Origin of the sequence: Paraliomyxa miuraensis (assembly GCF_026337845.1) — a bacterium.
Taxonomy (GTDB): Bacteria; Myxococcota_A; Polyangia; order Nannocystales; family Nannocystaceae; genus Paraliomyxa; species Paraliomyxa miuraensis.
The window spans coordinates 43,761-69,764 of record NZ_JAOVZF010000164.1 but is presented as its reverse complement, the minus strand read 5'-3'; the positions used below and the strand labels follow the sequence as shown (position 1 = coordinate 69,764).

The 26,004-nt window shown below is 71.0% G+C and carries 18 protein-coding genes; 9 read left to right on the top strand and 9 right to left on the bottom strand.

The genetic code is table 11. The features are described from left to right. The first annotated feature begins 8 nt into the window (after positions 1–8). The 4 genes from OEB96_RS43495 (at position 9) to OEB96_RS43480 (ending at position 5,121) form a co-directional block, all read left to right on the top strand. Positions 9–851 carry an SDR family NAD(P)-dependent oxidoreductase gene (locus OEB96_RS43495; protein ID WP_266222888.1) on the top strand — a complete coding sequence of 281 codons (843 nt, stop codon included), beginning with the start codon at positions 9–11 and terminating at the stop codon, positions 849–851. Next, positions 848–1,720, top strand: coding sequence for an inositol monophosphatase family protein (locus OEB96_RS43490; RefSeq protein ID WP_266222887.1), 873 nt, complete (start codon positions 848–850; stop codon positions 1,718–1,720). The genes OEB96_RS43495 and OEB96_RS43490 overlap by 4 nt, the downstream gene beginning before the upstream one ends. Beyond that, entirely contained in the window at positions 1,717–3,978 is a 2,262-nt protein-coding gene (rlmKL, locus tag OEB96_RS43485; RefSeq protein ID WP_266222886.1) for a bifunctional 23S rRNA (guanine(2069)-N(7))-methyltransferase RlmK/23S rRNA (guanine(2445)-N(2))-methyltransferase RlmL, read from the top strand. Before OEB96_RS43490 ends, rlmKL begins: the two co-directional genes overlap by 4 nt. 102 nt (positions 3,979–4,080) lie before the next feature. Then, positions 4,081–5,121 (top strand): NAD-dependent epimerase/dehydratase family protein, encoded by a 1,041-nt coding sequence (locus OEB96_RS43480; protein ID WP_266222885.1) that lies wholly within the window; start codon positions 4,081–4,083, stop codon positions 5,119–5,121. 78 nt (positions 5,122–5,199) lie between these two features. On the opposite strand, the gene OEB96_RS43475 is transcribed toward OEB96_RS43480, so the two are convergent. The 9 genes from OEB96_RS43475 to OEB96_RS43435 form a co-directional block, all read right to left on the bottom strand. Continuing rightward, entirely contained in the window at positions 5,200–6,216 is a 1,017-nt protein-coding gene (locus OEB96_RS43475) for a hypothetical protein (RefSeq protein ID WP_266222884.1), read from the bottom strand. A gap of 38 nt (positions 6,217–6,254) precedes the next feature. Continuing rightward, positions 6,255–7,679, bottom strand: coding sequence for an HTTM domain-containing protein (locus OEB96_RS43470; protein ID WP_266222883.1), 1,425 nt, complete (start codon positions 7,677–7,679; stop codon positions 6,255–6,257). Then, on the bottom strand, positions 7,679–8,773 hold the full coding sequence (locus OEB96_RS43465; protein WP_266222882.1) for an imelysin family protein: 1,095 nt from the start codon (positions 8,771–8,773) through the stop codon (positions 7,679–7,681). Before OEB96_RS43465 ends, OEB96_RS43470 begins: the two co-directional genes overlap by 1 nt. After that, the gene (locus OEB96_RS43460) at positions 8,770–10,197 is read right to left on the bottom strand and encodes a di-heme oxidoreductase family protein (RefSeq protein WP_266222881.1); all 1,428 of its coding nucleotides are present in this window, start codon (positions 10,195–10,197) and stop codon (positions 8,770–8,772) included. The genes OEB96_RS43465 and OEB96_RS43460 overlap by 4 nt, the downstream gene beginning before the upstream one ends. 20 nt (positions 10,198–10,217) lie before the next feature. Beyond that, the gene (locus tag OEB96_RS43455) at positions 10,218–11,399 is read right to left on the bottom strand and encodes an imelysin family protein (RefSeq protein WP_266222880.1); all 1,182 of its coding nucleotides are present in this window, start codon (positions 11,397–11,399) and stop codon (positions 10,218–10,220) included. A gap of 249 nt (positions 11,400–11,648) precedes the next feature. Continuing rightward, positions 11,649–12,314, bottom strand: a complete 666-nt coding sequence (locus OEB96_RS43450) for a hypothetical protein (RefSeq protein ID WP_266222879.1) — start codon at positions 12,312–12,314, stop codon at positions 11,649–11,651. 45 nt (positions 12,315–12,359) lie between these two features. After that, positions 12,360–14,816, bottom strand: a complete 2,457-nt coding sequence (locus tag OEB96_RS43445) for a serine hydrolase (protein ID WP_266222878.1) — start codon at positions 14,814–14,816, stop codon at positions 12,360–12,362. Positions 14,817–14,964: 148 nt separating this feature from the next. Further along, the gene (locus OEB96_RS43440) at positions 14,965–15,897 is read right to left on the bottom strand and encodes a ribulose phosphate epimerase (RefSeq protein ID WP_266222877.1); all 933 of its coding nucleotides are present in this window, start codon (positions 15,895–15,897) and stop codon (positions 14,965–14,967) included. A gap of 83 nt (positions 15,898–15,980) precedes the next feature. Beyond that, positions 15,981–16,934: a hypothetical protein gene (locus OEB96_RS43435; RefSeq protein ID WP_266222876.1), complete on the bottom strand. Its 954-nt coding sequence runs from the start codon at positions 16,932–16,934 to the stop codon at positions 15,981–15,983. A gap of 110 nt (positions 16,935–17,044) precedes the next feature. Between OEB96_RS43435 and OEB96_RS43430 the strand changes: the two genes are divergently transcribed. The 5 genes from OEB96_RS43430 to OEB96_RS43410 all read left to right on the top strand — a co-directional run bounded on the left by OEB96_RS43430 (position 17,045) and on the right by OEB96_RS43410 (position 25,989). Beyond that, positions 17,045–18,685, top strand: a complete 1,641-nt coding sequence (locus OEB96_RS43430) for an ATP-binding cassette domain-containing protein (protein WP_266222875.1) — start codon at positions 17,045–17,047, stop codon at positions 18,683–18,685. An 18-nt stretch (positions 18,686–18,703) separates the two neighbouring features. After that, positions 18,704–20,461 (top strand): hypothetical protein, encoded by a 1,758-nt coding sequence (locus tag OEB96_RS43425; RefSeq protein ID WP_266222874.1) that lies wholly within the window; start codon positions 18,704–18,706, stop codon positions 20,459–20,461. Positions 20,462–20,516: 55 nt separating this feature from the next. Then, on the top strand, positions 20,517–21,278 hold the full coding sequence (locus tag OEB96_RS43420) for an SAM-dependent methyltransferase (protein ID WP_266222873.1): 762 nt from the start codon (positions 20,517–20,519) through the stop codon (positions 21,276–21,278). Positions 21,279–21,331: 53 nt separating this feature from the next. Beyond that, positions 21,332–22,348, top strand: a complete 1,017-nt coding sequence (locus tag OEB96_RS43415) for a zinc-dependent alcohol dehydrogenase family protein (protein WP_266222872.1) — start codon at positions 21,332–21,334, stop codon at positions 22,346–22,348. A gap of 92 nt (positions 22,349–22,440) precedes the next feature. Further along, entirely contained in the window at positions 22,441–25,989 is a 3,549-nt protein-coding gene (locus tag OEB96_RS43410) for a phosphodiester glycosidase family protein (protein WP_266222871.1), read from the top strand. The last annotated feature ends 15 nt before the right edge of the window (positions 25,990–26,004 follow it).

Here is a 26,004-nt window from a genome sequence, read left to right as displayed (position 1 = left end):
GCAACGCCATGCTCAGCATCTTCAAGAGGTTCAAGGACCGCGTGGTGGTGATCACCGGCGCGGGCTCGGGCATCGGTCGCTCCACGGCCCGGGCCTTTGCCCGGCAGGGGGCGCGCTTGCACCTGATCGACATCCATCGCGGTCGAGTGGAAGAGGCGGCGGCCGAGTGTCGGCTTCATTGCCCGCAGGCGCATGCGCACGTGGTCGACGTGCGCGATGCAGCGGCGATGGAGGCGCTCGCGGCCGACGTCTACGCCCGTCACCGTCGCGTGGACGTGCTGATCAACAACGCCGGTGTCGGCCACAGTGCCCTCGTCCAGGAGACCAGCCTCGACGACTGGCGCTGGGTGCTCGACGTGAACCTGTGGGGGGTGATCCACGGCGTGCACGTGTTCGTGCCGCGGCTCATCGATCAAGGCGGCGATGCGCACATCGTCAACACCGCCTCGCTGGCCGGGCTGGTCGGGGTGCCCTCGATGGCGCCCTACTGCGCCAGCAAGCATGCGGTGGTGGGGCTCTCCGAGGCGCTGGGCGCCGAGCTGGCCCCCTTTGGGATTCGGGTCACCGCGATCTGCCCGGGAGTGATCTCCACCGACATCATCCGCGCGGCGCGGCTCGAGGGCGCGGTGGGAGAGCGCAAGCGCAGGGTGATGGACTTCTACGAGAAGATGGGGATCCCGCCCGATCGAGTGGCGCGTGACATCGTACGGGCGGTGAGGAGCGGGGCACCGCTGGCCACCACGCTGGGCGCGAGCTATCCGGCGCTGCTGCTCAAGCGGCTGTCGCCGCGCCTCTATCGCGCCACGGCCGGGGTTGCGCTCGGTCGCCTGATCGGGGGCGAGCGAGCATGAGCCCTGCTTCGTTCGTGGGCCCCGAGGGGCTGACCGCCGAGGGGCTCGAGGCCCGCCTGGAGGTTGCGCTCGAGGCCGCCGTCGCGGCCGGGGCCCGACTGATGCAGCGCTTCGAGGGCGCACTCGAGATCGAGACCAAGTCGTCCGACGCCGACCTGGTCACGCAAGCGGATCGCGAGGCCGAGGCCGAGGTGCTGCAGCGGCTGCGGGCGGCCTTCCCCCACGATGGCTTGGTGGCCGAGGAATCGGGCGAGGTGGCCACGACCGAGGGGCCGTGCTGGTACGTGGATCCGCTCGACGGCACCACCAACTTCGCGCATCGCTTTCCCCACTTCAGCGTCTCGATTGGCCTGTACTCGTCGGTCGGGGAGCCGGGGCTCGGTGACGGCTTGCTGGGCGTGGTGCACGATCCCACGCGCGGCGAGACCTTCTTCGGCTGTCGCGGGCAGGGGGCATGGTTGCGCTCGCCCCGGCACGGCGAGCGAAGGCTGCTGGTCACCGACACGGACGCGCTGTCGCGGAGCCTGCTGGCCACCGGGTTCGGCTACGACCGCGCGCGCGGGATCAACATCGAGGAATTCGGTTACTTGGTCCGGCGGGTTCGGGGCATTCGACGCCCGGGCAGCGCGGCCCTCGACCTGGCCTACGTGGCGGCGGGACGGCTCGATGGCTACTGGGAGTACGGCCTACAGCCCTGGGACTGCGCCGCGGGAGTGGTGTTGGTCCGCGAGGCGGGGGGCGAGGTCACCACCATGCGCGGTCGACCATGGACGCTGCGCGGGCCGAGCGTGTGCGCGAGCGGGCCCGCCCTCGCCCCCGCGCTGCGGGCCGAGCTGGCCGTGGCGCGCCCGGATGGAGCGTCTGCATGACGGTGCATTCGTTCTTCGTGACCGCGCCCCGTGGCCTGGTGGACGTGCTCGCCCAGGAGCTGCGCACGCTGGGGGCTCGCGTGGTGCGGACCGAGCCCGGTGGCTGTCGCGTGCGCGGGCCGCTGTCGTTCGGCTATCGCATCTGCCTGTGGTCGCGGGTGGCCAATCGCGTGCTGCTGCACCTGGCCGACCTCGCGGTGCCCGATGCCGACGCGCTCTACGAGGGCGTGCGGGCGATCGCCTGGGAGGAGCACCTCTCGCCCGATGGAACGCTGGCGGTGGACTACCTCGGGGTGCGCGCGGCGGTGGACCACGATCGCTTCGGCATGCAGCGGGTCAAGGATGCGATCGTCGACCGCTTCCGCGATCGCACGGGCCGTCGGCCGTCGGTCGATCCCAAGCGCCCCGATCTGCGGATCAACGCGTTTGCCCGCGGCGGCGGGTGCAGCGTGGCCATCGACCTCGGCGGCGAGAGCCTGCACCGTCGCGGCTATCGGCGCGAGCACGGGGCGGCGCCGCTCAAGGAGAACCTCGCGGCGGGCCTGTTGCAGTGGGGAGGCTGGCCACAGGTGGCGGCCGGCGGCGGTGCCTTCGTCGATCCCATGGCGGGCGCGGCCACGCTGGCGATCGAGGCGGCCTGGATGGCGGACGACGTGGCCCCCGGGCTGCGACGCTCGCAGTGGGGGTTCTCGGCCTGGCACGGCCATGACGCCGCGGCATGGGCCGAGGTGCGCCGTGAGGCGCTCGAGCGGGCGGTCGCCGGGACACGGAGCCCGCGAGTCGAGATCCAGGCCTACGACGGCGACGCCGACATCGTGCGGCTCGCTCGCACCAACATCGCTCGAGCAGGGTTGTCGGATCGGATCCTCCTCGACGTGCGACCGCTGCGGCAGTGGAAGCCCGGCGATGCACCTCCGCAGGGGCTCTTGGCGCTCAATCCTCCCTATGGTGAGCGGCTGGGCGACAAGGCCGACCTGCGCGGTCTCTATGGCCGGCTCGGTCGCACGCTGCTGCGCTGCTTCCCCGACTGGCGCGCGCTGGTGCTCACCTCCGACGATGCACTGCGCCACGCGGTGGGCCTGGTGCCCGAGCAGACGCTGGCGGTCGACAACGGACCGCTGCCGTGCACCGTGCTTCGCTACACGCTGCCTCCCTCGCTCGAGACCGCGTCGGGCCCCGCGCTCGCGAGCTCGCCGACCAAGGCCGGGGCCGAGGCTGGGGCCGGGCCCGAGGCCCAGGCCAAGCCCAGGCCCGAGGCCCAGGCCAAGCCCGCGCCTTCACCGGTGCCTCCACGCCTGAGCGAGGCCGATCGTCACGAGGTGGCTCCGTTCGTCAATCGCCTGCGCAAGGGCCTGCGGACGCGCGAGCGCTGGGCCGAGCGCGAGGGTGTGACCTGCTTTCGCCTCTACGACGCCGACGTGCCGGAGTTCAACGTGGCGATCGACCGCTACGAGCGCTGGCTGCACGTGCAGGAGTACGAGGCTCCGTCGCGCGTCGACCCCGAGCGGGCTGCGCGTCGCATCGACCTGGTGATCGCCAGCCTGCCCGAGCTCACCGGGGTGGATCCCGAGCACGTGGTGCTCAAGCGTCGCCGTCGCCAGCGTGGGCGCGAGCAGTACCGACCGCTGGCGCTCACCGGCCATCGCATGCAGGTGAAGGAGGGTGGCCACCGCTTCTGGGTGAACCTGCACGACTACCTCGACACCGGGTTGTTCCTCGATCACCGCACCACGCGACGGTGGATCGAGCAGCGCGCCCGGGGCAAGCGCTTCCTCAACCTGTTCGCCTACACCGGGAGCGCCACCGTCCATGCGATGGCCGGAGGGGCCGAGGCCAGCACCACCGTCGATCTGAGCAACACCTACCTCGACTGGGCCCAGGCCAACCTCGAGCTCAACGGCCTCGAGCCGGGTGCGCGGCATCGCCTGGTCCGGGCCGACGTGCGGCGCTTCCTCGAGGAGGATCGCGGCACCTACGATCTGGTGTTCCTCGATCCGCCCACCACCTCCACCTCGAAGAAGATGGAGGAGCGCTTCGAGGTGGGGCGCGACCACGTGGCGCTGATCGAGGCCACGATGGCCCGGGTGGTTCCGGGCGGCGAGCTGTTGTTCTCGACCAATTCGCGGCGGTTCGTGCTCGATGCCCGGGTGAGCGAGCGGTGGGCGGTGGAGGATCTGACGTTCGACAGCCTGCCGCCCGACTTTCGCCGCGAGCCGCCGATCCACCGGCTGTGGCGGATCACGGCGCGCGGGGGGTGAGCGGGGAGCGCTCGTCGGGCGGCGGAGGTGAGCGAACCGACGCGGGCGTACGGCCTTCCGTATTCCAGCCCCCCGGTCACACCACGTACCATCCCGCCCGCCATGGCCACGGTTGCAATCACGGGAGCCACCGGACACGTCGGATCCAACCTCGTGCGACAGCTGCTCGAGCGGGGTGACACGGTGCGTGCGCTGACCCGCAAGCCCGATCCGGTGGAGCTGCGCGGGCTGACGGTCGAGAAGGTTCCGGGCGACGTGGTGTCGGGCGAGGGGCTGCCCGAGCTGCTCGACGGAGCCGACCTCGCGATCCACCTCGCGGCACAGATCTCGATCATCGGGCCGATGAACGGCCTGGTCGACGCGGTCAACGTGGGAGGCGTGCGCAACGTGGTCGACGCGGCCAGGCGGGCCGAGCTGCCTCGGCTGGTGCACTGCTGCTCGGTTCACGTGTTCGAACCCGAGCCGTTCGACCAGCCCACCGACGAGCTGCGCCCGCGGGTCCAGCGGGGCTATGCGCCGGCCTACGACGTGAGCAAGGCCGAGGGCGAGGCGGTGGTGCGCGAGGCGGTGGCCGATGGGCTCGATGCGGTCATCGTGCACCCCTCGGGAGTGATGGGCCCCTACGACTTCAAGCCCTCGCGCATGGGGCACGTGCTGCTCAAGCTCTACCAGCGTCGGCTGCCCGCGCTGCTCGGCGGCGGGTTCGACTGGGTCGATGCCCGCGACGTCGGCGTTGGGATCCTCGCCGCGGCCGAGCGTGGCCGCACGGGCGAGAGCTACCTGCTCACTGGCCACTACCGCACGATCGCGCAGGTCGCCCACGTGGCCGAGCGGATCACCGGAGTGCCGCGGCCGCGCCTGGTGTGCCCCAAGTGGGTGGCCGACATCGGGGCGCCGTTCATGGATCTCGCGGCATGGTTCATGCGCGGCGGGGAGCCGCTCTACACCTCGGAGTCGCTCATGCCGCTGATGCTGCGCATGGCCTACGACCGCAGCAAGGCCGGGCGCGAGCTCGGCTACGCGCCGCGACCCTTCGAGGACACGGTGCGCGACGCCTATGCGTGGATGCTGGCGCAGGGCGTGATCGAGCCGCGCACGGACGCAGCCCGGGAGCTGCGGCAGCTGGCGGTCTCGGTGGCCTGAGCCCCGCGATGCGGCTGCGTTCAGGACCCAGCGCGCTGCAGGTGCGCCTGCTTGCGGTGCTCTCGTGCGGCCGCGGCCTCAGAGCGCGCAAAGACGTGCGTGCCCGAACGTCGCGACCGGATCGGCGCTGAACGGCCCATCCCAGACTCCGGCGCCGAAGTCCATCACGGCGGTGGAGAGGTCGAAGTCGTTGTCGAGCTGGTCCTCCGAGTCGAGCGGCTTCCACTCCAGACCGTCGGGCGACACCTCCCACACCAGTGTGCCCTCCTCCGCATCGACGATCATCCGCAGCCAGCGGTGCGCCACCGGGTCGTAGGGGTTGATGGTGCGGTCGTCGTCGTCTGCGTCGCTGTCGTAGATCGAGTACAGCGTGCTCCCCTCCACCACGAACCCGTAGTAGATGTCGTTGCTGCCGAGCACGAAGAAGGCCTGCGCCGGAGCATCCTCGGGGGGCGTCGTGCTCAGCTCGACCGCGGCGAAGCCCACGGGTGGGAGCGGCACGAGGTTCACGAGCCCGGTGTAGTCACCGGTGGCGTCGATGGCTTCGAAGTAGAGCTCGCCGTCGACCAGCGTGAACGTCACGCCCTCGGCCTCGTAGGTGGTCCACCAGTCGGGATCGAGCGCTCGGGCGTCGAAGGGATCGTCGATGAGCGCGACCCCTGGGCACACCAGCGACGAGGGGCCCGTGGTGGAGTCACTGCCGTCCTCCGTGTCCGGGTTGGGCAGGGTGGTGGTGCCATCGAGCACGACCGTGCCGCCGCTGCTCTCGGCGGGCGTGGTCGAGCCGGTATCGCTGCCGCCCGCGTCGACGCACTGGCCCGACAGCGCGCCCGAGTGCGGCGCATAGCGGTGGCCCGAGGGGCAGTCGTCGTCGGGCACGCTGCAGTAGCCGCTGGGCTCGCAGCGGCCCTCCTCGAGACCCGCACACGAGGTGTCCTCGTCACAGGCGAAGCTCGTGGGCTGACAGCTCGCAGCCAGCCCGAGCCCCGCGCCCACGACGAGCCCCGCTGCGATCCTCGACGTCACCGGCATCGTGCCACCCCACGACACGGTATCACGGTGCCCCGGGCCGCGACGACCGTCGGCGCTCGCCATCGGGGCAGCGACCGTAGGTGGAGCTACCGTGGGGGGAGCTACCGTTGGGGCAGCGACCGTGGGGGCAGCGACCGTCGAGTTGGCGCCGACGCGTGCCCGCGGGGGCGCACCTCCGAGCCGTGGTCCTGCAGCGGCACGATCCACGGTGCGGTGCGGAGCGAGCGAGGCTGGCTCGCCAGATCCACGCTCGGGTCGATGAGGCGCTGGCTCGGGCGGCCGTTGAGCGCGGCCCAGGCGTGGGCGTGGACCCGCACGTGGTCGTGCCCGCGCTCGCGGTAGCGCTCGGCGAGCGCGAGGGCATACTCGTGGATCATGTCGGGCTGGGTCGACATCATGCGGTACTGCAGCGTGGTCAGCTCGCGGCGGGGATGGACCATGAAGCGGGCTTCGTCGCCGATGAAGACCTCGTACTCGACCTGTCCGGTCTTCTCGATCAGCATCACTCGCCACGCGAAGCGATAGCCCTGCTCGGTCCAGTTCACCGCCCCCGGATGGAGCACGTGGCGGCACGGGAGCACGACCTGCACGAGCAGGTACGTCGCGCCCAGGCCAACGGCGACCGGGTGCAGCCGGCCGGGGCGATCACTCGGGCTCGAGCCGCGCGAGGGGGCTCGCGTGCGCAGCCTGGCCACCAGCCGCTGCGGCCAGGCGGGATCGAAGAACAGCGTCGCGGACGCCAGCATCACCCACGAGAACACCCCGATCGGAAACAGGATCCAGAGGCTCACGTGGAAGAAGATCGACACCAGGTAGGCCACGCGCCGCGTTGGTCGCCACGAGAGCCACGCCACGATGCTCAGGTCGTAGAGCATCCCGCCCCAGCTCATGGCATACGCCGCGGCCGACGTGGTCAGCAGGGCGCCGACGAGCGGCAGATCGGCGTGGGCCGAGAGCCAGGTGCGCAGCGGCTCTGCTCGCAAGAGCCAGTCGCCGTCGAGCTTGGCCAGCCCGGCGAACACGTACACCACCGCCACCTGGGCCCGCAGCAGCACGTAGGCCCATCGCCCCACGGTCGGCCTGTCTCCCCGGCGCCAGGCGTCGACCGACCAGGTGGCTCCCGCGGGCACGACGACGAGCAGCAGCGCCAGCAGGCTCACGAGGTAGTAGTGGTTCAGGTAGGCCGCCTTCTCGAGGAGCTCGGCATAGGTGAAGGTGAGCAAGAAGAGGGCCGCGCTCCATCGCGTGTAGGCCCCCAGCATCAGGGCCAGGGCGGCCGCGCCCATCACCGCGAAGTGCAGGGCCATGCCCCAGGCCGGCCAGGGGCGCACCCACCCAAACCCCAGGTAGGTGAAGTGGAAGCTCGGGTCGATGTAGAGCTCGTCGATCCACCCCCGGGCCCAGAACCGAGCCACCGACAGCAGCATCAGCGCGCCGAACAGGATGCGGAAGGCCGCCAGCCCGGTCGACGGCGTGGGCCGCTCGAGCCAGCGCATCCACGCACTGCGCGGCTCGGGCTCCGGCATCAGTCTCCGTCGTTGTCGTTGAAGGTCGGGGTCAGCGACAGCGCGTTGAGGATGTCGACCTGGATCAGGCGCTGTAGGGCGCCCAGTCGCCGGATGAGCTCGTCCACGCGTCCCGGCGCGTCCACCACGGCCAGCGTCAGCGGCTCGGGCACCAGATCGAGGGCCTCGCGGCTCGACGCGAGCTCGTCGGCCATGGTCTGGGTGAAGTCGTGCCCTTGCTCGCGCGCGTAGTCGTCGAGCCCGAGGCTCTGGGGCGAGTCGTCGCCGAAGTACAGCCGCTCGATCACGCGGAGGTTGTCGCGAATGTCCTGGAGCGACCGACCGCTGAAGCGCGACTCGGCCGTGTCGGGATCGGGCAGCAGGGCGTCCTCCGTGGTCCCGAGGGGGCGGCCCAGCTTGTCGACCCGGATGTTCTCGATGGTGTGCGCCATCCGGTTGACGACCTCGCCCAGCGCCATGTGCAGGGTCTCGAACATCGAGTCGCCTTGCTCAGGGTGGGTCAGCTGCAGGAGGTACGCCCCCTCCTCGGGATCCCAGGCCTGCCGCATCTGCCCGGCCCGCACCACCAGATCGCCGGTCGTGACCCGGAGGTGGTCGCAGCGGCGGGGCGACTGCGCGAGCTCGTCCACCAACGCCACGTCCGCCGCGCTCGGTTGATGGAGCAGGTACTCCACGACCGGCAGCCCGATCTGCGTGGCCCCCAGGATCTCGGCGGCGATCGGATCGGTGCCGCCCAGCACCAGCTCGATGTCCTCGACCCGCGCGGGCCAAAAATCGATCTTGGGGCCCAGCCGCAGGGGCGCGTCCTCGTACGGCCCGAACGCGAAGATCTCGCTCTGCTTCCAGGGCTCTCGTGCGTCCCACCAGGCCGCCTGCGCCGCGGCCAGGCGCTCGGCCGAGGGCGCCTCGCACAGCGCCCGGCCGCTCTCGTCGAGCGCCACGGCCCGCGCCTCGAAGTCGTGCTGGAGCGGCAAGATCACGTGCTCGCCCCACGAGACGAGCACCCGCCGGCGGAAGTCCTCCGGCTCGTCGTCCGAGCACCCCAAGAGCAGCGCGCAGCCGCACACGAGCCCGAGCCCATCGATCGTCTTCATAGCGACTCCACGAATTCGACCAGCGCCCGCCGCTCCGCGGCCGATCGTGCCATGAATCGTTGCTTGGCGGACTCTGCCTCGCCGCCGTGCCAGAGGATCGCCTCGGTCACGCCGCGGGCCCGCCCGTCGTGGAGCAGCCGGTCGTGACCGTTGACGACGGGGTAGAGCCGCAGGCCCCACAGCGGAGGCGTGCGCCACTCTCGGCCATCGGCGCCGAACGAGGGGCGACCATCGGCCAGGGCGTCCCCCATGTCGTGCAAGAGCAAGTCGGTGTAGGGCCAGATCTCCTGGTCCCGGACCTCCACGAGCGCTGCATCCGATCCGGTGTGGTGGGACGGCACGTGGCAATCGGCGCACCCGAGCTCGTGGAACACCGCCTTGCCCTGCAGCACCGTGGGGTCTTCGGCGCGCTCGCGCACGGGCACGGCCAGCAGGCTGGCGTAGACCTCGACGCGATCGAGCAGGTGGTCGGCGATCTCCGGTGTGCCACCGTCGATGGCGCTGGCGCACTCGGCCTGCACGTCCGTGCACGTCTGGGCGGGGAACAGCGTGCTGGTGATGCCGATGTCGCCGATGAAGGCCCCGGCCGACTGCTGCCGCACGGTGGGCTGCTCGGCCTTCCAGCCGAAGCGACCCACGCTCGTCGTCTGCCGCTGCACGTCCCACACGCGGTTGATCCGGCCCGAGACGCCGTCGCCGTCGTCGTCGTCGGGATCCTCGAGCTGCTGCAAGTGCGCCTCGTCGATGGCCTCGAGCAGGCCGAGGCCGAACACGGCCGGGGCCACCCGGGGGGAGATCATGACCTGGTCGTCCATCGGACCGTGCGCGAGCTCGGTGAGCGCGTACACGGGCGACAGCAGCTCGTAGGGCTCACCGTCGGGGAATTGGCCGGAGCTCGGCGTGTACTCCACGGTGGGCGTCGCCTCGGCCGGCACGTCGAGGATCGCGAATGGCTGCACCTGATCGCCATACGTGGGCTCGGGCACGACGTCGCCATGGGGCCCGGTACCCGGGATGCTCAGGCGCAGCAGCACTCCCACGAAGGGCTCGTCGGGCGAGAGCGGCGGGCTGCTCCGCCCGTCCCGAAAGTGGCACGCCGCACAGGAGCGGGCGTTGAACAGCGGACCCAGGCCGTCGCGGGAGTCGGTGCTCGACGGGGCCTGCACCCATGGCTGGTTGAAGAAGCTGTTGCCCGAGAAGAACATCGAGGCGTGCTCGTCGGTGATGTTCTCGGCCGGCAGGGCGAATGCGTTCGAACCGAGCAGCAGCGTGTTGGTGGTGTCACCCCCCGGCAGATCCTCGCCGGGCTCGAACCGTGCACCGCCCTCGGCGAGCTCGCAGCCCGTCACGAGCGCCACGACGAGCGAGAGGACCAGCAACGGATCGCGGGCGCTCGTCGTTCGAGTCGAGAGGGGGCGGCGCATCGGGTGGTCGAGCCCGCATTCTACTCGGGCGCGGGGATGGTGAGCTCGAAGGTGCGAAAGACCCGTTCGAGCAGCTGCTCCTGGGTTCGTAGCGAGTCGATGAGGGCCTGCACTCGGGCCTGGCCCTCGGCGTTGCCCACCGCGATCTCCCGATCGAACGGTGGCTGCAGCTCGTTGGCCAGGCGCAGGCTCTCGGCGATCTGCTGGTCGAGCTCGTCGGCGAGCCCGGCATCGACCTCGCGGACGACGTCGGCGATGCCGACCCCGGAGACCTCGGTTCCGTCGAGCCGCCGGTAGGAGCCGAGCCACACGTTCTGCACGCCCTGGATGTCCTGGACCATGTCGCGGTGCGTGTTGTCGCTGAAGCACGAGTGCTCGTCTTCTTGCGAGCCCGAGTCCAGCGCCGTCTGCAGCCGCTCGCCGCCGGTCTCGAACCCGCTGAGCACGATCATGCCGGTCAGGATCCGGCGCAGGCCCTCCTCGGGATCGGCGTCGTGCAGCTCGGCGGCGTAGTCCTGGCCCGGTGCCCACGCCGCGACCAGCCCCTCGAGGTGACCGACCAGCATGTCGGAGACCGTGCCCAGGTACTGCCCGCGCCGGTCTTGGTTCTCGGCGGTCCCGGTGCCGTCCGTCACGTAGTCGGTTGCCGGGCGCGCTCCCGGCCCGGCGTCGGACAGGTCTTGCCCCCACAGCAGGAACTCGATCGCGTGGTAGCCGGTGGCGATGTTCGCCTCCCCGCCCTGCTCGTTGAGCGACTCGAGGGTCGCGGCGTCGATGGTGATCGCCGGATCGTTGATGATGCCCGCCGCGGAATCACCGTCGACGTAGTCGATGTACGCCTCGTCGAGCGGCCAGGCGTTGATCAGCCCCTCGGGTCCGTCGGTCGGATCGTCGATGGGACCGTCGTAGAAGCGATACACCTCGGTCTGGAGGTAGGGCTCGCGCGAGGCCAGCCACGCGCTGCGGGCTGCCGTCAGGTTGGCCTCCGACGGATCGGCCATCAGGGCGTCGAGGGCCGTGTCGAGGGCTCGAGCCTCGGTCAGCGAGTCCTCGTAGCTCGCATGCACGATGCTCGCATACGCCTCGATGGCTTCGTGCGCGTCGTCGGGCACGCCCGAGTGCACGTGGGGATCGTCCTCACGGCATCCCGAGCAAACGAAGGCCACGAGGGCCGAGGCAGCACAGCGGGTCGCGATCTTCATGATTGGTCCAGGACCGTACTGGATTTGACTTTCCTTTTCAATACGGTCGAGCGTGGATGGTCGGCCACAGACCGCGGCTGAGCCCCGAACGACCCGATGCATCCGTGGGCGGGACGTGGTGGGAATTTGAGAAGAACTTTCCTTTTCAGTCCCGGTCTCGATGGGCGCAATACACGCACAAGTCCCACCAGGGCCGAGCCGACGGCGGCCGGGCCCCGTGCGCAGGAGGGTCGCCCAGGATCGGAGTCGTCAGAGAGTCCTGACGCAGAGCAGCGGTCGACAGCGCGAGCAGGGCGTATCCCCTTCATAGGGGTTGCACTGCAGCGCGTCCTCGTTCGTCTCGAGCGGGTCGAGGCCGGGCTCGTCGAGGCCGCGCGAGTCGTTGCAGCTCGCGGCCCTGCAGTCGTCGTTGGCTTCGACCGGGTGCCAGGTCATGCCGAAGTGCTCGGACTGGCCGGCCGTGACCTCGCGCGTGGGCGACGAGAAGCACTCGGCGTCTTGGTCGTCGATCCAGACCCACGCCCGCGAGGCGGTGCTCCAGGCGTCGGGGTGGATCTGCGCGTCTACCGACCAGCCCCAGGTCGCGTGGAACTCGAGCCAGCTCCAGCCTTCGCCGAGCTCGGCCTCGCACAGACCGTTGGCATGCTCGGTGGAGGCAATCGTGTCGCCAACGATGCACTCGGAGGTCACGGCGAGCTCGAGTTGCTCGCAGGTGTCGGGAATCTCGGGCCCGTCCGTCGCAGGGGGCGGGCCTTCGTCGTACGTGTCGTTGGAGTCGTTGGAGTCGTTGGTGTCCGTCGAATCACCGGAGTCTGTTGCATCGCCGCTGCCATCGACCACGATGGGTGATCGACCCACACAGCCGAGCGTCAGGGTGACGGCGAGGGATGTGGGGACGAGCATGCGCGACCGCATGCCCGCATGATAGCAACGGATGGACCGCGGTGAGCTCGTTTCGGCTCAGAGATCCTTCGGCCGTCCGAACAGCGTGGCCAGATCGCCCTCGGCCTTCTTGACCGACTCGATCTCGAAGATGGTCGCACCCGAGTGCTCGTTGAAGGAGCTCACTCGGTGGGGCAGCTCGAGGCCGAGGGCCTTGCGATACTCGCCCACCTCGCCCTTGGCGGGGATGACCCCCACGCCCTCCGAGAGCGACATCTGCTCGGTGGCCGTCACCTTGCCGGTCTTGGGGTCGACGAAGACCTTGGCGGGCGGCAGGCCCTCGGCCCGCAGCACCACCACCACGCGCTCGTCCTTGCCCTCGCCCACCCGATCCTCCACGGTGGCGCCGTCCCAGCCCGCGGTGAAGTCGCCGATGGGATAGGCCAGCGAGTGGGCCGCTTGCTCGAGGTACTTGCCCTTGGACTCGGTGGGCGGGGCGATGGTGGAGATGCTCCACGCCGAGGTGCCGTCGTAGGTGTCGATCAAGCGCCCGTGGCGTCCGAGGTCGAGCTCGAGCCGCCCGTGGTGGTCGGCATCGATCACCATGCGAAAGCGCCCCTCGATGTTGGACGAGGGCATGCGGACCTTGCCGGTCAGCTCGATGGGACCGAGCTTGCGCAGGCGCTGGGTGGTGCGCTGGGCCTTGGCGGTCTTCAGCAGCTCCTCGACCGTGGGCAGCGGTCGCTCCTTGGTCGCCACTCGAGCCAGCGGCACGTCGGCGCCGCCCTGGTGGACGATCAGCGCATCGACCTTGCCCTTGTCGTCGCGGCGGAAGCTGACGGCGATGTCGTCCTTGGCGCGGAATTTCCAGCGGCCGTCCTCACCGGGCTTGCGCAGCGCGAACGCCATCTGGCCCTTGATGTCGGCGACGAGGCGTCCGCTCTCGACGCGCACCGAGGCCTCGAGCGGCGGGGTGTCGCTGCGGAAGCGGCCCACCAGATCCGCGGCCTCCTCCGGGGTGATCTCGATCGGGAAGGCGTAGCCCTCGCGCGGCAGCTCGAGGTCGAGGCCGCCCTGGAGCATGTGCAGGACCTGGGCGCGGCCGTCGGCGCCGCGATCGAAGTAGACCTGGATGGTGTCGGTGAGCGCGAACACCCAGCGGCCCTCGGCGTTGGGCGGGCGCAGCTCGTACTTGCGCTGGCCGGGCACGTCCACGAACAGGCGGCCGCCCTCGTCGGTGACGGTGAAGCGATCGTCGCTCCAGGGGCCGAAGTCGACCACGTAGCGGCCGGTGTAGGGTCGCAGGTCGAGGGCCGGACCCTCGTCTTCGTCCTTGGGCAGCTCGCCGAGCAGGCTGTCGAACACGAGGCCCATCGACTCGCGCTGCAGCGGGGTGACGCTGATGTTGGTGAGCAGCACGAAGCCGATGCCGTCGTCGGGCAGCATGGCCACCTCGGCGGCATAGCCGTCGATGTTGCCGCCGTGCTCGACCACGCGGTGGCCCTGCCAGTCGCCGAGCATCCAGCCGAGGCCATAGTGGATGCCGCCGCCGACCTCGATCTGCGAGCTCCAGGTCTCTTGCAGGCGCTCGGCCGAGACCAGCGACTTGCCCTCGAAGGTGCCGCGGCCGAGCTGTAGGCGCACCCACTGCGCCATGTCGAGCACGGTGGAGTTGATGGCCCCGGCGGGCGCGACCGAGACGATCTCGCGCATGGGCAGGGCCTCGTGGACCTCCTGGACCTCGCGCCAGCGGTAGCCCTGGGCGAGGTTCTCGTTGGCCTTGGCTGCGGGCACGGTGACGTTGGTGCTGCTCATGCCGAGCGGATCGAACAGGCGCTGCTTCAGCAGCGCCTCCCAGGTGGTCCCGGCCGTTCGCGCGGCCGCCTCGCCGGCCGCGGCGTAGGTGACGTTGTTGTAGTGGAACTTCTCGCGGAAGTCGGCGATGGGTTCGGCGCCGCTGGCCTGGGTGAAGACCTCGTTGGTCGTCAGCGGGCTGCCGTACCACAGCAGGCTCATGCGGGTGAAGCCGGTGCGGTGGCACAGCACGTCGCGCAGGGTCGGCTGGGCGGTGGTGCCATCGGCCTGCTTGGGGCGGGTCACGAGCTTCAGCTCGGGCACGTGCTGGGAGACCGGGTCGTCCCAGCGCAGCTTGCCCGCGTCGATCTGCATGGCGACCAGGGCCGAGGTGAACGCCTTGGTGGTGGAGCCGACCGCGAACACGGTCTTGGGGGTGACGGGACGCTTGGTCTTCAGGTCGGCGAGCCCGAAGCCCTCGGCGAAGATCACCTCGTCGCCCTTGACCACCGCGACCGCCATGCCGGGGATGTGCCCGCGCACGCGGGCCTCCTCGAGGCGCGCCGAGAGCCGCTCGAGGCGAGCGGGGAGGTCGTCCTCCTCGGCCGGAGCGGTCGCCTTGGGAGGCTCGGGGGTGACGGTGGAGGTGGTCTGCGGGGACTTGCCACAAGCGGCAGCCCACAGCGCGAGCGCGAGGCCGAGGTGTCGGGTGAGGGCGGCGGCGGGGTGGGCGGTGGGCACGACGGGCATTGGAGGCCGGGAGACTAGCGCGGGTGGGCGGTTGTTTCAGGCTGGAGCAAAATAACGGCGTCCCTCACCGCTCGCGTTCGTGCGCACCCTCATTGGTCGTCGGCGGCGGCGAGCTCGATGGTGCAGATCCACAACCGGCTCACGCTGGCAACCGGCACACGCCGAGGTGCTCGAGACCCATCGGGGCGGTCCCGGCTTCGTGGTAGGGCAGACACGCGTGCGCAGGCACGGCTGCGCACGCGGCATCGGGATCCGCTGCGTTCAGATCGCACCACGGAGTACAGCACCCAAAGCCCATGCAGGCCTCGATCAACGCGTCGTCGAGGCAGGCCTCGCCCATCGAGCACGCGACCTCACCACAGGGTTGGACCTCGATGCCTGCGCTGATGCACACGGGGTCGTCATCGCGATCGGTAGTGAGGCAAGCCTCGCCCGCGGGGCAGGCGTCGGGGGCCAGCGGATCGCACAGGGGCAGGCAGAGCACGAGCGCCCCGTCGTTGGCGATGACGCAGCTCGTGGCCGGGTCGCAGATCGGATCGGCCTCGGGGCCCTGGCAGTGCGAGACGCAGGTGCCCTCGAGCGTCGTGGGATCGACACCCCAGCACATCGACCCCAGGTCGCAGTCGTCGAGGCCCGAGGTGGGGCTGCCCATCATCGTGCACGGATCGCCGGGACCTCCGGGGTCGCGAGCGATGGGGGAGCACCGCGTCGCGTTCCACTCCGAGCCGCCGTCGCTGGCCCAGGCCGTGCACTTCTCGCCGGCGGGGCAGTCCTGCTGCCAGAGGTCGCACCGCGTGCAGTGCCAGTACCCGTCGTCCGAGACCACACAGGTGCCACCATCCGGGGCGATCAGGAAGACCGAGCCGGTCGTGTCGTCGGTCGTGTCGCCGGTCGTGTCGTTGGTGGAGGCGGTGGTGGTCGACGTGGAGGTCGAGGTCGAGGTCGAGGCCGTGAGCCCATCGGAGCCCTCGCTCGAGGAGCTGGTCTCGTCCTGCAGCGGCACGATCGCCGGTCCGCACGCGAGCGCGAAGGGCAACGGCGTCAGCATCAAGAGGCAGCGTGTACGAATCATGGTTCGTTCGAGCGTGCCTTCCCCGACCCCACGAGGAAAGCGTCCGGTGGGCCGCCGCTCCATCGTGGTCGCCTGGGTCGTGGTCACGCGGCCAGGTGGCAGACGCCGAGGTGCTCGAGACCCACGGGCGCTTCACCCGGCCCGTAGTACGGCTGGCACGAGTGCATGGGCTCGGCCGCGCAGAGGGCATCGGGATCGGCGGCGTTCAGGTCGCACCACGGGGTGCAGCACTCGGGCTCCATGCAGGTCGCGAGCGTGTCGCCGCCGACGCAGGCCTCGCTCGGATTGCAGACGGCCGCGCTGCAGAGGGGCACCACGACGCCCTCGCTCGGGATGCACATGGGATGCTCGTTCACGGCGGTGCATGCCTCGCCGACGGCACAGACGTCGGGGACCAGCGGATCGCACGTGGGCAGGCACAGCACGAGCCAGCCATCGTTGGCGATCAGGCAGCGATCCTGCTCCGAGCGGCACATGGGAAAGACCTCGTCGCCGGTGCACATGGCAACGCAGGTCCCGACCTTGGTGTCGGGATCGACGTCCCAGCACATGACGCCGAGGTCGCAATCATCGATGCCCGAGACGCCCGAGCCCTCCACCGTGCACTCGTCGCCCGGCTGACCCGGGTCGTCGTCGATCGGCGAGCACCGGGTGCGGTTCCACTCGTTGCCCCCGTCGTTCGCCCACGGCATGCACTTCTCGCCGGGAGGACAGTCCTGCGCAAAGAGGTCGCAGAACGAGCAGTGCCAGGGGTCGTCACCCGACACGATGCAGCCGCCGCCGTCGGGCTCGATGATGAAGGGCGCTCCCGTGTCGTCGACGACGTCATCGGTGGAGCCGGAAGAGGAGGAGGTGGTGGTGGACGTCGAAGTCGAGACGGTCGAGGTCGAGGTCGTCGAGGGCGAGGCGGTGGTGACGGGGCCCGTGGTCGCCTCGCCCGAGCTGCTGGTGTCGTCCTCGGGCAGCTCGATGACCGGCCCGCACGCGGGGACGAGGGTGAGGGCGAGCAAGATCGGGAGCGAACGGGCGATGAGCATGGCAGGGATCCCGGACCAGCATGCCCGCCATCGGCGGAAGGAGAGAAGCAAAAAGCCACGGTTCGGTCCCACGGTCGCCCCGGTCCGCACGGCCTGCTACCGTGCTGCTAATGAGCGAGGCCGCGCCCGTGTCGGATCCGCTGCCCGAGCCGCTGCTGGTGCTCGAGGGTCTCTCGGTGCGGCGGCCCGACGGCGTGCAGCTGCTGCGCAACGTCGACCTGACGGTTCGCCCGGGCGAGGTGATCGCGCTCCTGGGAGGCAGCGGCGCGGGCAAGTCCACGCTGCTTCAGTGCATCGAGGAGCCCGGGGCGCTGCGGTCGCGGGGCTTTGGCGTCGACGTCGTGCGCCGGGAGCTGCGAGCGCAGATCGGCATCGTGCCGCAGCGCGGGGCCCTGTTCGACCACCTCAGCGTGGCCGGCAACCTGCGGCTGGCGCTGCGGCACGCCCAGGCCGATCCCGAGCGGTCTCCACCCTCGCGCGACGATGGTGCGGTGGAGGAGTGGCTGGGTCGGATGCACCTGCCGCGGCAGTGGGCCCAGGGCGATCACGCGGCCACTCGACTCAGCGGCGGCGAGGCGCAGCGCGTGGCGGTGGCCCGCACGCTGGCGGGCGGGCGGAGCCTGCTGTTCCTCGACGAGCCCTCGGTGGGACTCGATCCCTACCGCGTGCTGGTGCTGGCGGCCCTGCTGCGCGAGCAGATCCGCGAGCGCGGGGCAGCGGCGATCGTCATCACCCACGACCTCGCGTTTGCGGCCGCGTTCGCCGATCGCTTCTGGTTCATGGATCGCGGGCGGGGCGGGGTGGACGAGCTGCGGCTCGAGGATCTGCCGCCGCAGGTCTCGCGCAGCGCCGAGCAGGTGTGGCGTCTCGAGCAGCAGCTGGGCGAGGCGGTGCTGCGCCGGCTCGAGGACGATGCCCCGCCGGCCCCGGGCACGGCGCGAGGACGCATGGCGGCCGCGCTGCGCGAGCGCGCGGCCGCGTGGGTCGAGCCGTTCGGGGTGCCGATGGAGGCGCTGCGCACGCTGCCCGAGCTGCTGCGCGGGGGCCTGCGCCGGACCGTGCACGATGCGGCCGAGGTGATGCCGGTGGTGCTCAAGCAGACGCTGCTGCGCCCCGCGCCGTTCTTCGCGATCGTCTCCACGCTCATCGGCTACAGCGTGCTCTACATCTTCCATCGCGCCTTTGCCGACGGCGACCTGGCGCTGCGCGATGGGTTCGTGTTCACCCTGCTGGGCTCGCGACACATCATCGCCCTGGCCCCGCCACTGACGGGGATCCTGTTCGCGGCCACCTCGGGCAACGCCATCACGGCGTGGCTCGGAGGGATCTCGCTCACGCGTCAGAGCGAGGCGCTGCGGGGGCTGGGGGTCTCCCCCCGACGCTACCTGTGGGGACCCGCGTGGCTGGGGCTGTCGCTGTCGTCGCTGCTCTTGTCGGCGATCTTCGTGATGGGCATGGTGCTCGGCGGGGCGCTCTACATCTCGGGCACGGGGGTGGAGTCGGGTCTGGCCTACGAGCTGGTCACCGCGCAGCTGCTGGACCCGGCGCCCGGCGATGGGCGCTTGCTGGCGCGGGCGGGGCTGCTGCTCTCGATCTATGCGGTGGGGATCTCGGCCGACGCGGTGGCCAAGGGCGGTCGCGACAAGCACAGCGCCGAGGCGGTCACCGCCTCGATGGTGCGCAGCGTGATGGCGTCGACGCTGTGGATCGTGGCGCTCGAGCTGCTGACGCTGCCGCTCCTGTTCGGCTGAGGGCGAGGACGAAGCGTCGTGAGGTGGTCGATCGCAGCCGGCATGCTCTCGTTCGCGGCCCTGATGGCCGTGGCGGGGTACGAGGTGCGGTCGATGCCCGCGCCCACGGTGGCGCTCGAGCGCGAGGCGGATGCCTCGGGGGTCTGCGAGGGCTCGCTGTGCTGGCATGGGCGCTTCACGCCCGCCGAGGATCGGTCGCGGATCCAGGCCCGCATCGATCGAGGGCCGCCGCAAGCGGTGACGCTCGAGGGCGACGATCTACGAGTCGGGGGCGTGGGGCTTCCGGCCCAGCCGCTCGCTCCGGGGGTGCACTTCGTAGAGCTCACCATCGAGCGCCGCGGGGGGCGCGTCACCACGATCACCGACGAAGTTCGCGCGGGTCCGTGGCAGTCCGACCACGAGCGGGGCTGCGATCTGTCGCTCACCGTCACTCCGCAGGGGCTGTTCGACCTGTTGGTTCCCGTGCTGGAGGCCAAGCTCCTGGCCGGGGCGCGCACCAACGAGTACTTCGGACCCACGAGCTTCCTGGCTCGCAAGGAGCTGGTGGTGGTCGACGGAGGTCTGCGCTTCGACGTGCTGCTCGACACCACCGAGGAGGGCAAGGGCGATCTCGCGGTGGCGGGGATCGTGGACGTCCACGGCGATGGCGAGGCGGGGATCGTGGCCTCGCTGCGCAAGCTCGAGCACGCAGCGCCGGGGCCCAAGCTCGAGGCGCTGGCGCGGGCCGAGGGCAGCCGGCGGCTGCGAGGGGTCGGTGCGGCGGTGGGCGGAGGGCTGGTGGCCGCGGCGGGCGGCGGGGTGCTCCTGGGACTTGCCGCGGCCGCGGGCGGAGACTACCTGGGCTCGCGGGTGGGCGAGGGGCTCGGCGAGCGCACCGCTCGTCGCGAGGTGCGGCGCGAGGCCCAGGAGCAGATCGAGCGTGCGTTGGCCGTGGCCACCGATGCGCTGCGCCTGCCCGACGACGTGGTGGTGCTGCCCACCGAGCCCGCGCTGCGGGCCGATCTGCGCTGGTGCGGGCCGCCGGTGTTCGAGGAGGAGGCGGGGCTGCGTGCCAGCCTTCGGGTGGGGCTGCGAGCCGACGAGGCGAGCGATGCCGCGGCGAGGGCTGCGGTGTGGCTGGGCACCGAGCTGGGCGAGCCGCGTGCGCCCTCGCGGCCCAACGCCACCGTGCACGCTGACGTGAGCGGTGACTTCGTCAATCGCTTGCTCGCCGAGTGGGTGGTGCGCGGCGGGCTGCAGACCAGCCTCGACGCCAGCGGGCTGCGACAGCAGGTGCAGGAGCTGCTGGGCGAGCGCACGCGCTGGCGGGTGGAGGCGCTGCGCGTGGAGCTTCCGCCGATGGTGCGGCTGCACGACGGCGATCGGATCGATGCGGTGGTGGGCGGCGTTGCGCTCGAGCTGCTCGATCCCGAGCGAGACGTGGCACGCACGGTGATGATGGGCGGCACGGGAGCCCTGCGGCTCTTGCCCGAGCCCGAGCCGGGCCGTCTGCGGCTGGGGGGCATGCTCGATGCGGTCTACTTCGGGTGCCGCGAGCGCGACGAGGCGATCGTGCGACGGCTGCCGTGCTTCTCGTCGGCCGTCGACCCGCACGTGCTGCGCGAGCGGCTCGACGAGCAGCTGCGCACCCGCTCGGATGCGCTGCCCGTGCTCGACCTGGGAGGGGCGCTGCGGCTCGAGGCGCTCGGCGACGGCGAGATCCGTGCGCTGCAGCTACGACAGACCTGGGTGAGCGCCGAGGACGGCCGCCTGGCGATCGACGCGCGGGTGGAGTGAGGCCCGACCAGGGCCTCGATCCGGGGCCTCGATCCGGGGCTGGTAGGATGGGCGCGTGGAGCTCGACCCACCCACGCACGAGGCATTCTTCGCGCTGCACCACGGGCTGCCGCGCGAGGCTCCGGGAGGGCGCGAGCACACGGCGCGGGCGCTCGCGTTGGCCCAGCCGCTGCCCGCATCACCGCGGGTGCTCGACCTCGGCTGTGGCCCCGGGGCGCAGACCATCGATCTCGCCGAGCTGCTCCCGCAGGCGTCGATCGTGGCCGTGGATCTGCACCCGGGCTTCGTGGAGGAGGTGGGGCGTCGGGCCGCTGCGCGTGGTGTGGCCGACCGCGTACGAGCCGAGGTGGCCGACATGGCCGCGCTGCCGTTCGAACCCGCGAGCTTCGATCTGCTGTGGTGCGAGGGCGCGGCCTATGCCCTGGGCGTGGAAGCGGCCCTCGAGGCGTGGCGCCCCCTCCTGCGGCACGACGGCCGGATTGCGCTCACCGAGGCGGTGTGGCTCTGCGACGCTCCGCCCGAGGACTTGCGCCGCTTCTGGCGCGAGGGCTACCCCGCGATGACCGATGTGCCCGGGGTACGGGCATGGTTTCGGAGCGCGGGCTTGCAGCTGCGCGGCGACTTCGTGCTGCCTGCCTCGGCATGGTGGGACGACTACTACGGGCCGCTGCGCGCTCGCATGAAGGCGCTGGCGCTCGAGCGACCCGACGACGCCGCGCTCGCGGGCGTGCTCGCGGCCCACCGCGAGGAGCTCGAGATGTTCGAGCGCCACGGAGATCGCTATGGCTATGCGTTCTTCGTGGCGAGCCGCTCGTAGGCCCTCGGCCGAGGTGGCAGACAGAGCGCCTGCGGTCTGCTAACGTGCCCCCAATGCAAGCCTACGAGATTCGCGACGGCTTTGGCCTCGACGAGCTCGTATGCGTCGAGCGTCCGCAGCCCGAGCCGGGCCCGGGCCAGGTGCGTGTGCGGGTATCGGCGGTGTCGCTCAACTACCGCGACCTGATGATGGTGCGCGGCGAGTACAACCCGCGCCAGCCGCTCCCGCTGGTGCCGTGCTCCGACGGCGTGGGCACGATCGAGGCGCTCGGCCCCGGCGTGCAGGGCCTCAAGGAGGGCGATCGCGTGGCGGGCCTGTTCGCGCAGCGCTGGCTCGACGGACCGCCCACCGCCGACGCGCTGCGCTCCACGCTGGGCGGCCCCATCGACGGCATGCTGGCGCAGCAGGTCGTGCTCGACGCCCACGGGGTGGCGCCGGTGCCCGAGCACCTCGACGACGTGGAGGCGGCCACCTTGCCGTGCGCGGCGCTCACGGCCTGGAGTGCGCTGGTGACCCTGGGCAACCTGCACGCGGGCGACGTCGTGCTCGTGCAGGGCTCGGGTGGCGTGTCGACCTTTGCCCTCGACTTCGCGTGCATGCACGGCGCCCGGGTCATCGCGACCACCGGCAGCGCGCACAAGGCCCAGGGGCTGCGGCAGCGCGGGGCGTGGCAGGTGATCGATCACCGCAACGTGCCGCAGTGGGGCAAGGCCGCGCGCGTGCTCACGGGGGGCGAGGGGGTCGATCACGTGGTCGAGGTGGGCGGCGTGGGAACCATGGCGCAGTCGCTGCGGGCGGTGCGGCCCGGCGGCACCATCAGCCTCATCGGGGTGCTCGCCGGAGGCAACGCCGACCTCAGCCTCACGCCCGCCTTGATGACGCAGGTGCGGATCCAGGGCGTGTTCGTGGGCCATCGCGCGAGCTTCTTGGCCATGGGGAAGGCGATCACCCAGCACGGGCTGCGCCCGATGGTCGACCGTACGTTCTCGTTCGGAGAGGCTCGCGCAGCGTTCGAGCACGTGGCCTCGGGCGCGCACCAGGGCAAGGTGTGCATCCGCCTCACCGAATAGTCACCGAGTGAATGGCGAAGTGGTGCCTTGGCGGCCTCCCGCGTCGGCTCGGAGGCTGGTGGGGCCCTCGGGCTCGGTGATAGCGTGGCCGCGTGCGAGGCCGATCGATGATGCGGTGGGCGTTGGCGGGACTGCTGGCGGGGCTGCCGAGCGTGGTCCAGGCGGCCGATGCGTGGACCAATCCCCACCCGGGCATTCGCATGCTCACGCGCACCCAGAGCTCGCCCAATTGGAGGATCTGGGCGCTGGAGATCGACATGTGCGCATCGGGGGTCTCGGTGCGTGCGACCAGGAGCAACGAGCGCCAGCGCACCGTGAGCTCGTTCGCGGGGCTGGTGGGGGTCGAAGCGGCCATCAACGGTGACTTCTTCTCCTATGCCACCTACGGCACCTCGGGCCTCGCGGTCGGCGACGGCGAGCCCTGGGCCGACACCTCCGATGGCAACGGGTCCGGCTTCGTCGTGTTCGGCAACGATCGCATGGAGATCAAGCTGCCGGGCTCGCAGATCACGGCGGCCGACGACTGGATGGAGCAGCTCGTCTCGGGTCGCCGACGCCTGGTGGACGAGGGCGTGCCCATGTCCGCCGATGGCACCGAATTGTGCGATCTACGGCACCCACGGACGGCGGCCGGCTTCTCGGAGGATGGCCGCACGCTCTACCTGGCGGTGGTGGACGGGCGCACCACCGTCAGCGTGGGCATGACGTGTCCCGAGCTCGGCACGCTGATGGCCGAGCTCGGCGCATGGACGGCCATCAACCTCGACGGCGGGGGCTCGACCACGATGTGGGTGGCTGGCGAGGGGGTGGTGAACTCGCCCTCCGACGGGGGGCAGCGCGTGGTCGGCAACCACCTGGGGATCCATGCCACCGGCGTGGGCGATCCCGGCTCGTGCAATCGGAGCTGGGAGGAATCCGCGGTTCACGGCGACGCGTACGACGCGAGCACCACCAGCGACATCGACGGCGATGGAGATGCCGACGTGTGCGTGCGGACCAGCACCGGGATCGAGTGTGCGCTCGTCGACGGCGGGGCCCTGGTGGCCTCGGTGGCCGGGCCGACGCTCTCGGACGACACCGGGTGGAGCGACCCGAGCAATTGGTCGACGCTGCGGATGGGCGACCTCGACGGAGATGGGCGCGCTGATCTGTGTGCTCGCGCCAATGCGGGGATTCGCTGCTGGACGTCGCTGGGCGATGCGTTCGAGGACGCATCGATCGAAGGGCCGGCCCTGGCCGACGAGGTGGGCTGGGCGGCCCCCATCTATCACGGCACGCTGAGGATGGCCGACGTGGACGGAGATGGACGCGACGATCTGTGCGCGCGCTCGGCCTCGGACTTTCGCTGCTATCGGTCGAGCGGAGCGGGCTTCGAGGATCCCTGGACGCTGGCCGAGCTCGGCGACGATCAAGGATGGGACGACCCCGCGCGCCATGGCACGATCCGCATGGGCGACGTCGATGGCGATGCGCGCTCGGATCTGTGCGCGCGCTCGGCCGAGGGGGTGCGCTGCTGGCCATCGACCGGGGAGGGGTTCGGGGCACCGATCGAGGGCCCAGCCTGGAGCGATGCCGCGGGATGGCGACGCCCCGAGTACTGGGCCACGATCCGCGTGGTCGACGTCGACGGTGATGGGAGGGCCGACGTCTGTGGTCGAGCGTCGGATGGCCTGCGCTGCCATCTCTCCCTGGGCGATGGGTTCGGAGATGCGATCCTGGGACCCAACTGGTCCGACGGCTCCGGGTGGGGCGACTACGACAACTACTCGACGATTCGCTTCGGTGACATCGACGGCGATGGGGATGCCGATGTCTGTGCTCGCGCCAACGCAGGCATTCGCTGCTCGCGGTGGACGGGCGAGGGGTTCGAGGCCGATCCCCTCGTGGGACCGGAGCTCTCGGACGACACGGGCTGGAGCAACGTGCGCTTCTACTCGACGATTCGCCTGGCCGACGTCGACGGCGATGGCATGGCCGATCTGTGTGCTCGCGCGTCGGCCGGCCTGCGCTGCTGGCCCTCGCTGGGCGACGCGTTCGGTGAGCCGTGGATCGGCCCCGAGTGGTCCGACGCCGCGGGCTTCGACACCCCTGCCGTGTACGAGACGCTGCGCGCGGTTCGGCCGCGGCTTCGCTGCGTGGTGGAGGAGAGCTGCAATGGCGAGGACGACGACTGTGACGGCGAGATCGACGAAGGCTGTCCTGGCGACGGAGGCTCGGACGGCGGTGGTTCGGGCGAGGGCAGCGGAGGCTCGGAGGGGGCCGGCACCGGGGGCGACGACGGGACCGGTGGCATCGATCCGGCGCTGCCCCAGGGCTTTGGCGAGGATGGCGACGGAGGTTGTGGATGCTCGTCGCAGCCGCCCGCTGGGGGCGGTGGAGCGCTGCTCGGGTTGATGGGGTTGCTCGGCCTACGGGCTCGTCGGCGACGGAGAGCAGGTCGTGGTCCTAGCCGCCGGGCGTGGGTGCTGACACTGGTCCTCGGCTGTGCCTCGACCACGGAGCAGGAGGTCGCTGCCCCCAAGCCCTCCGAACCAGCTCCTGCTGCGGTCGTTGCTGAAGCAGCACCGCCGCAAGCGTCCCCCGTCGCGTCACCTCGGCCGCGGCACCCCAATTGCCCCTGGGAGGAGGTCGCCCCGCGACGCGAGCCCGCTCTGGTTCCACCCCCGCCGGATGCTCCCTGCCTGCCCCCGCCCAGCCGCTCGCGTCAGGCCCGGCTGCGCAAGGATCTCGAGAAGGAGTGGACGTGGCGCTGGTCCGACTACAAGAAGCTCGAGGTGACGCACGCGTGCGATCGACTCGGTGAGCAGCTCGCCACCGTGACGTTCGAGTCGAGCTCGGGGCACGGCGGCTCGCTGCACATGGTCCGGCTCGATCACCGTCCCGATGGAGCGTGGGACATCACCTGGATCGACTACAACCACTACTTCGGCAAGCCCAGGCCGACCGATCCCGACGATCCCTGGCAGCAGGACGCCACCGGCGTCGTGGAGCTCCGCCGCGGCACGCTGCCGGCCGAGCGCATCGATCGCATGCTTCGACGCGCACGCGAGGCCATGCACATCGATGCGCGCGAGCTCGAGCCACCACCGCCGCCGGGCGACACGGTCCGCTTGGGGAGCATCGGGATGTCCTCGCGCGACTTCCATGTCGATCTGCGCATGGTGGACGCGGCGGGCCATGGCGAGCAGCGCTACTTCGGCGGCTATGCCACCGGCGGCGACGACCAAGGCCAACGCATTGCCCTCGACCTCGCGAGTACCGAGGTCTGGAAGGTGCTCGGCGACGAGGCTCTGATCTCCACCCTCACCGAGGTCACCCCCGATGATTCGGAGATCCAGGCCCTGTTCGCCGCCCGCTTCTGGGCGGCCAAGGATCGCGAGCCCGAGTATGGCCTGTGGTACCTCCGCGAGCGCCTGCTCGGGCTCGCCGCCCCGCTGGGCACGGCCGAGCACGTCCCCGCCCTGCTCGACGTCATACGCCATCACCCGGACGAGCACGCCTCCGACGATCGCAGCCGCGTGCTGGCGATCAATGCCATCGCCGAGCTCACCGGCCTCGACGTGCGCTACGACCCGGAAGGCCAGCCTCGCAAGGTGAAGGACGTGGCGGCCGAGGTGCTCGCCGACTGCAGCGACCGGTGAATCCCCGCGCCGCTC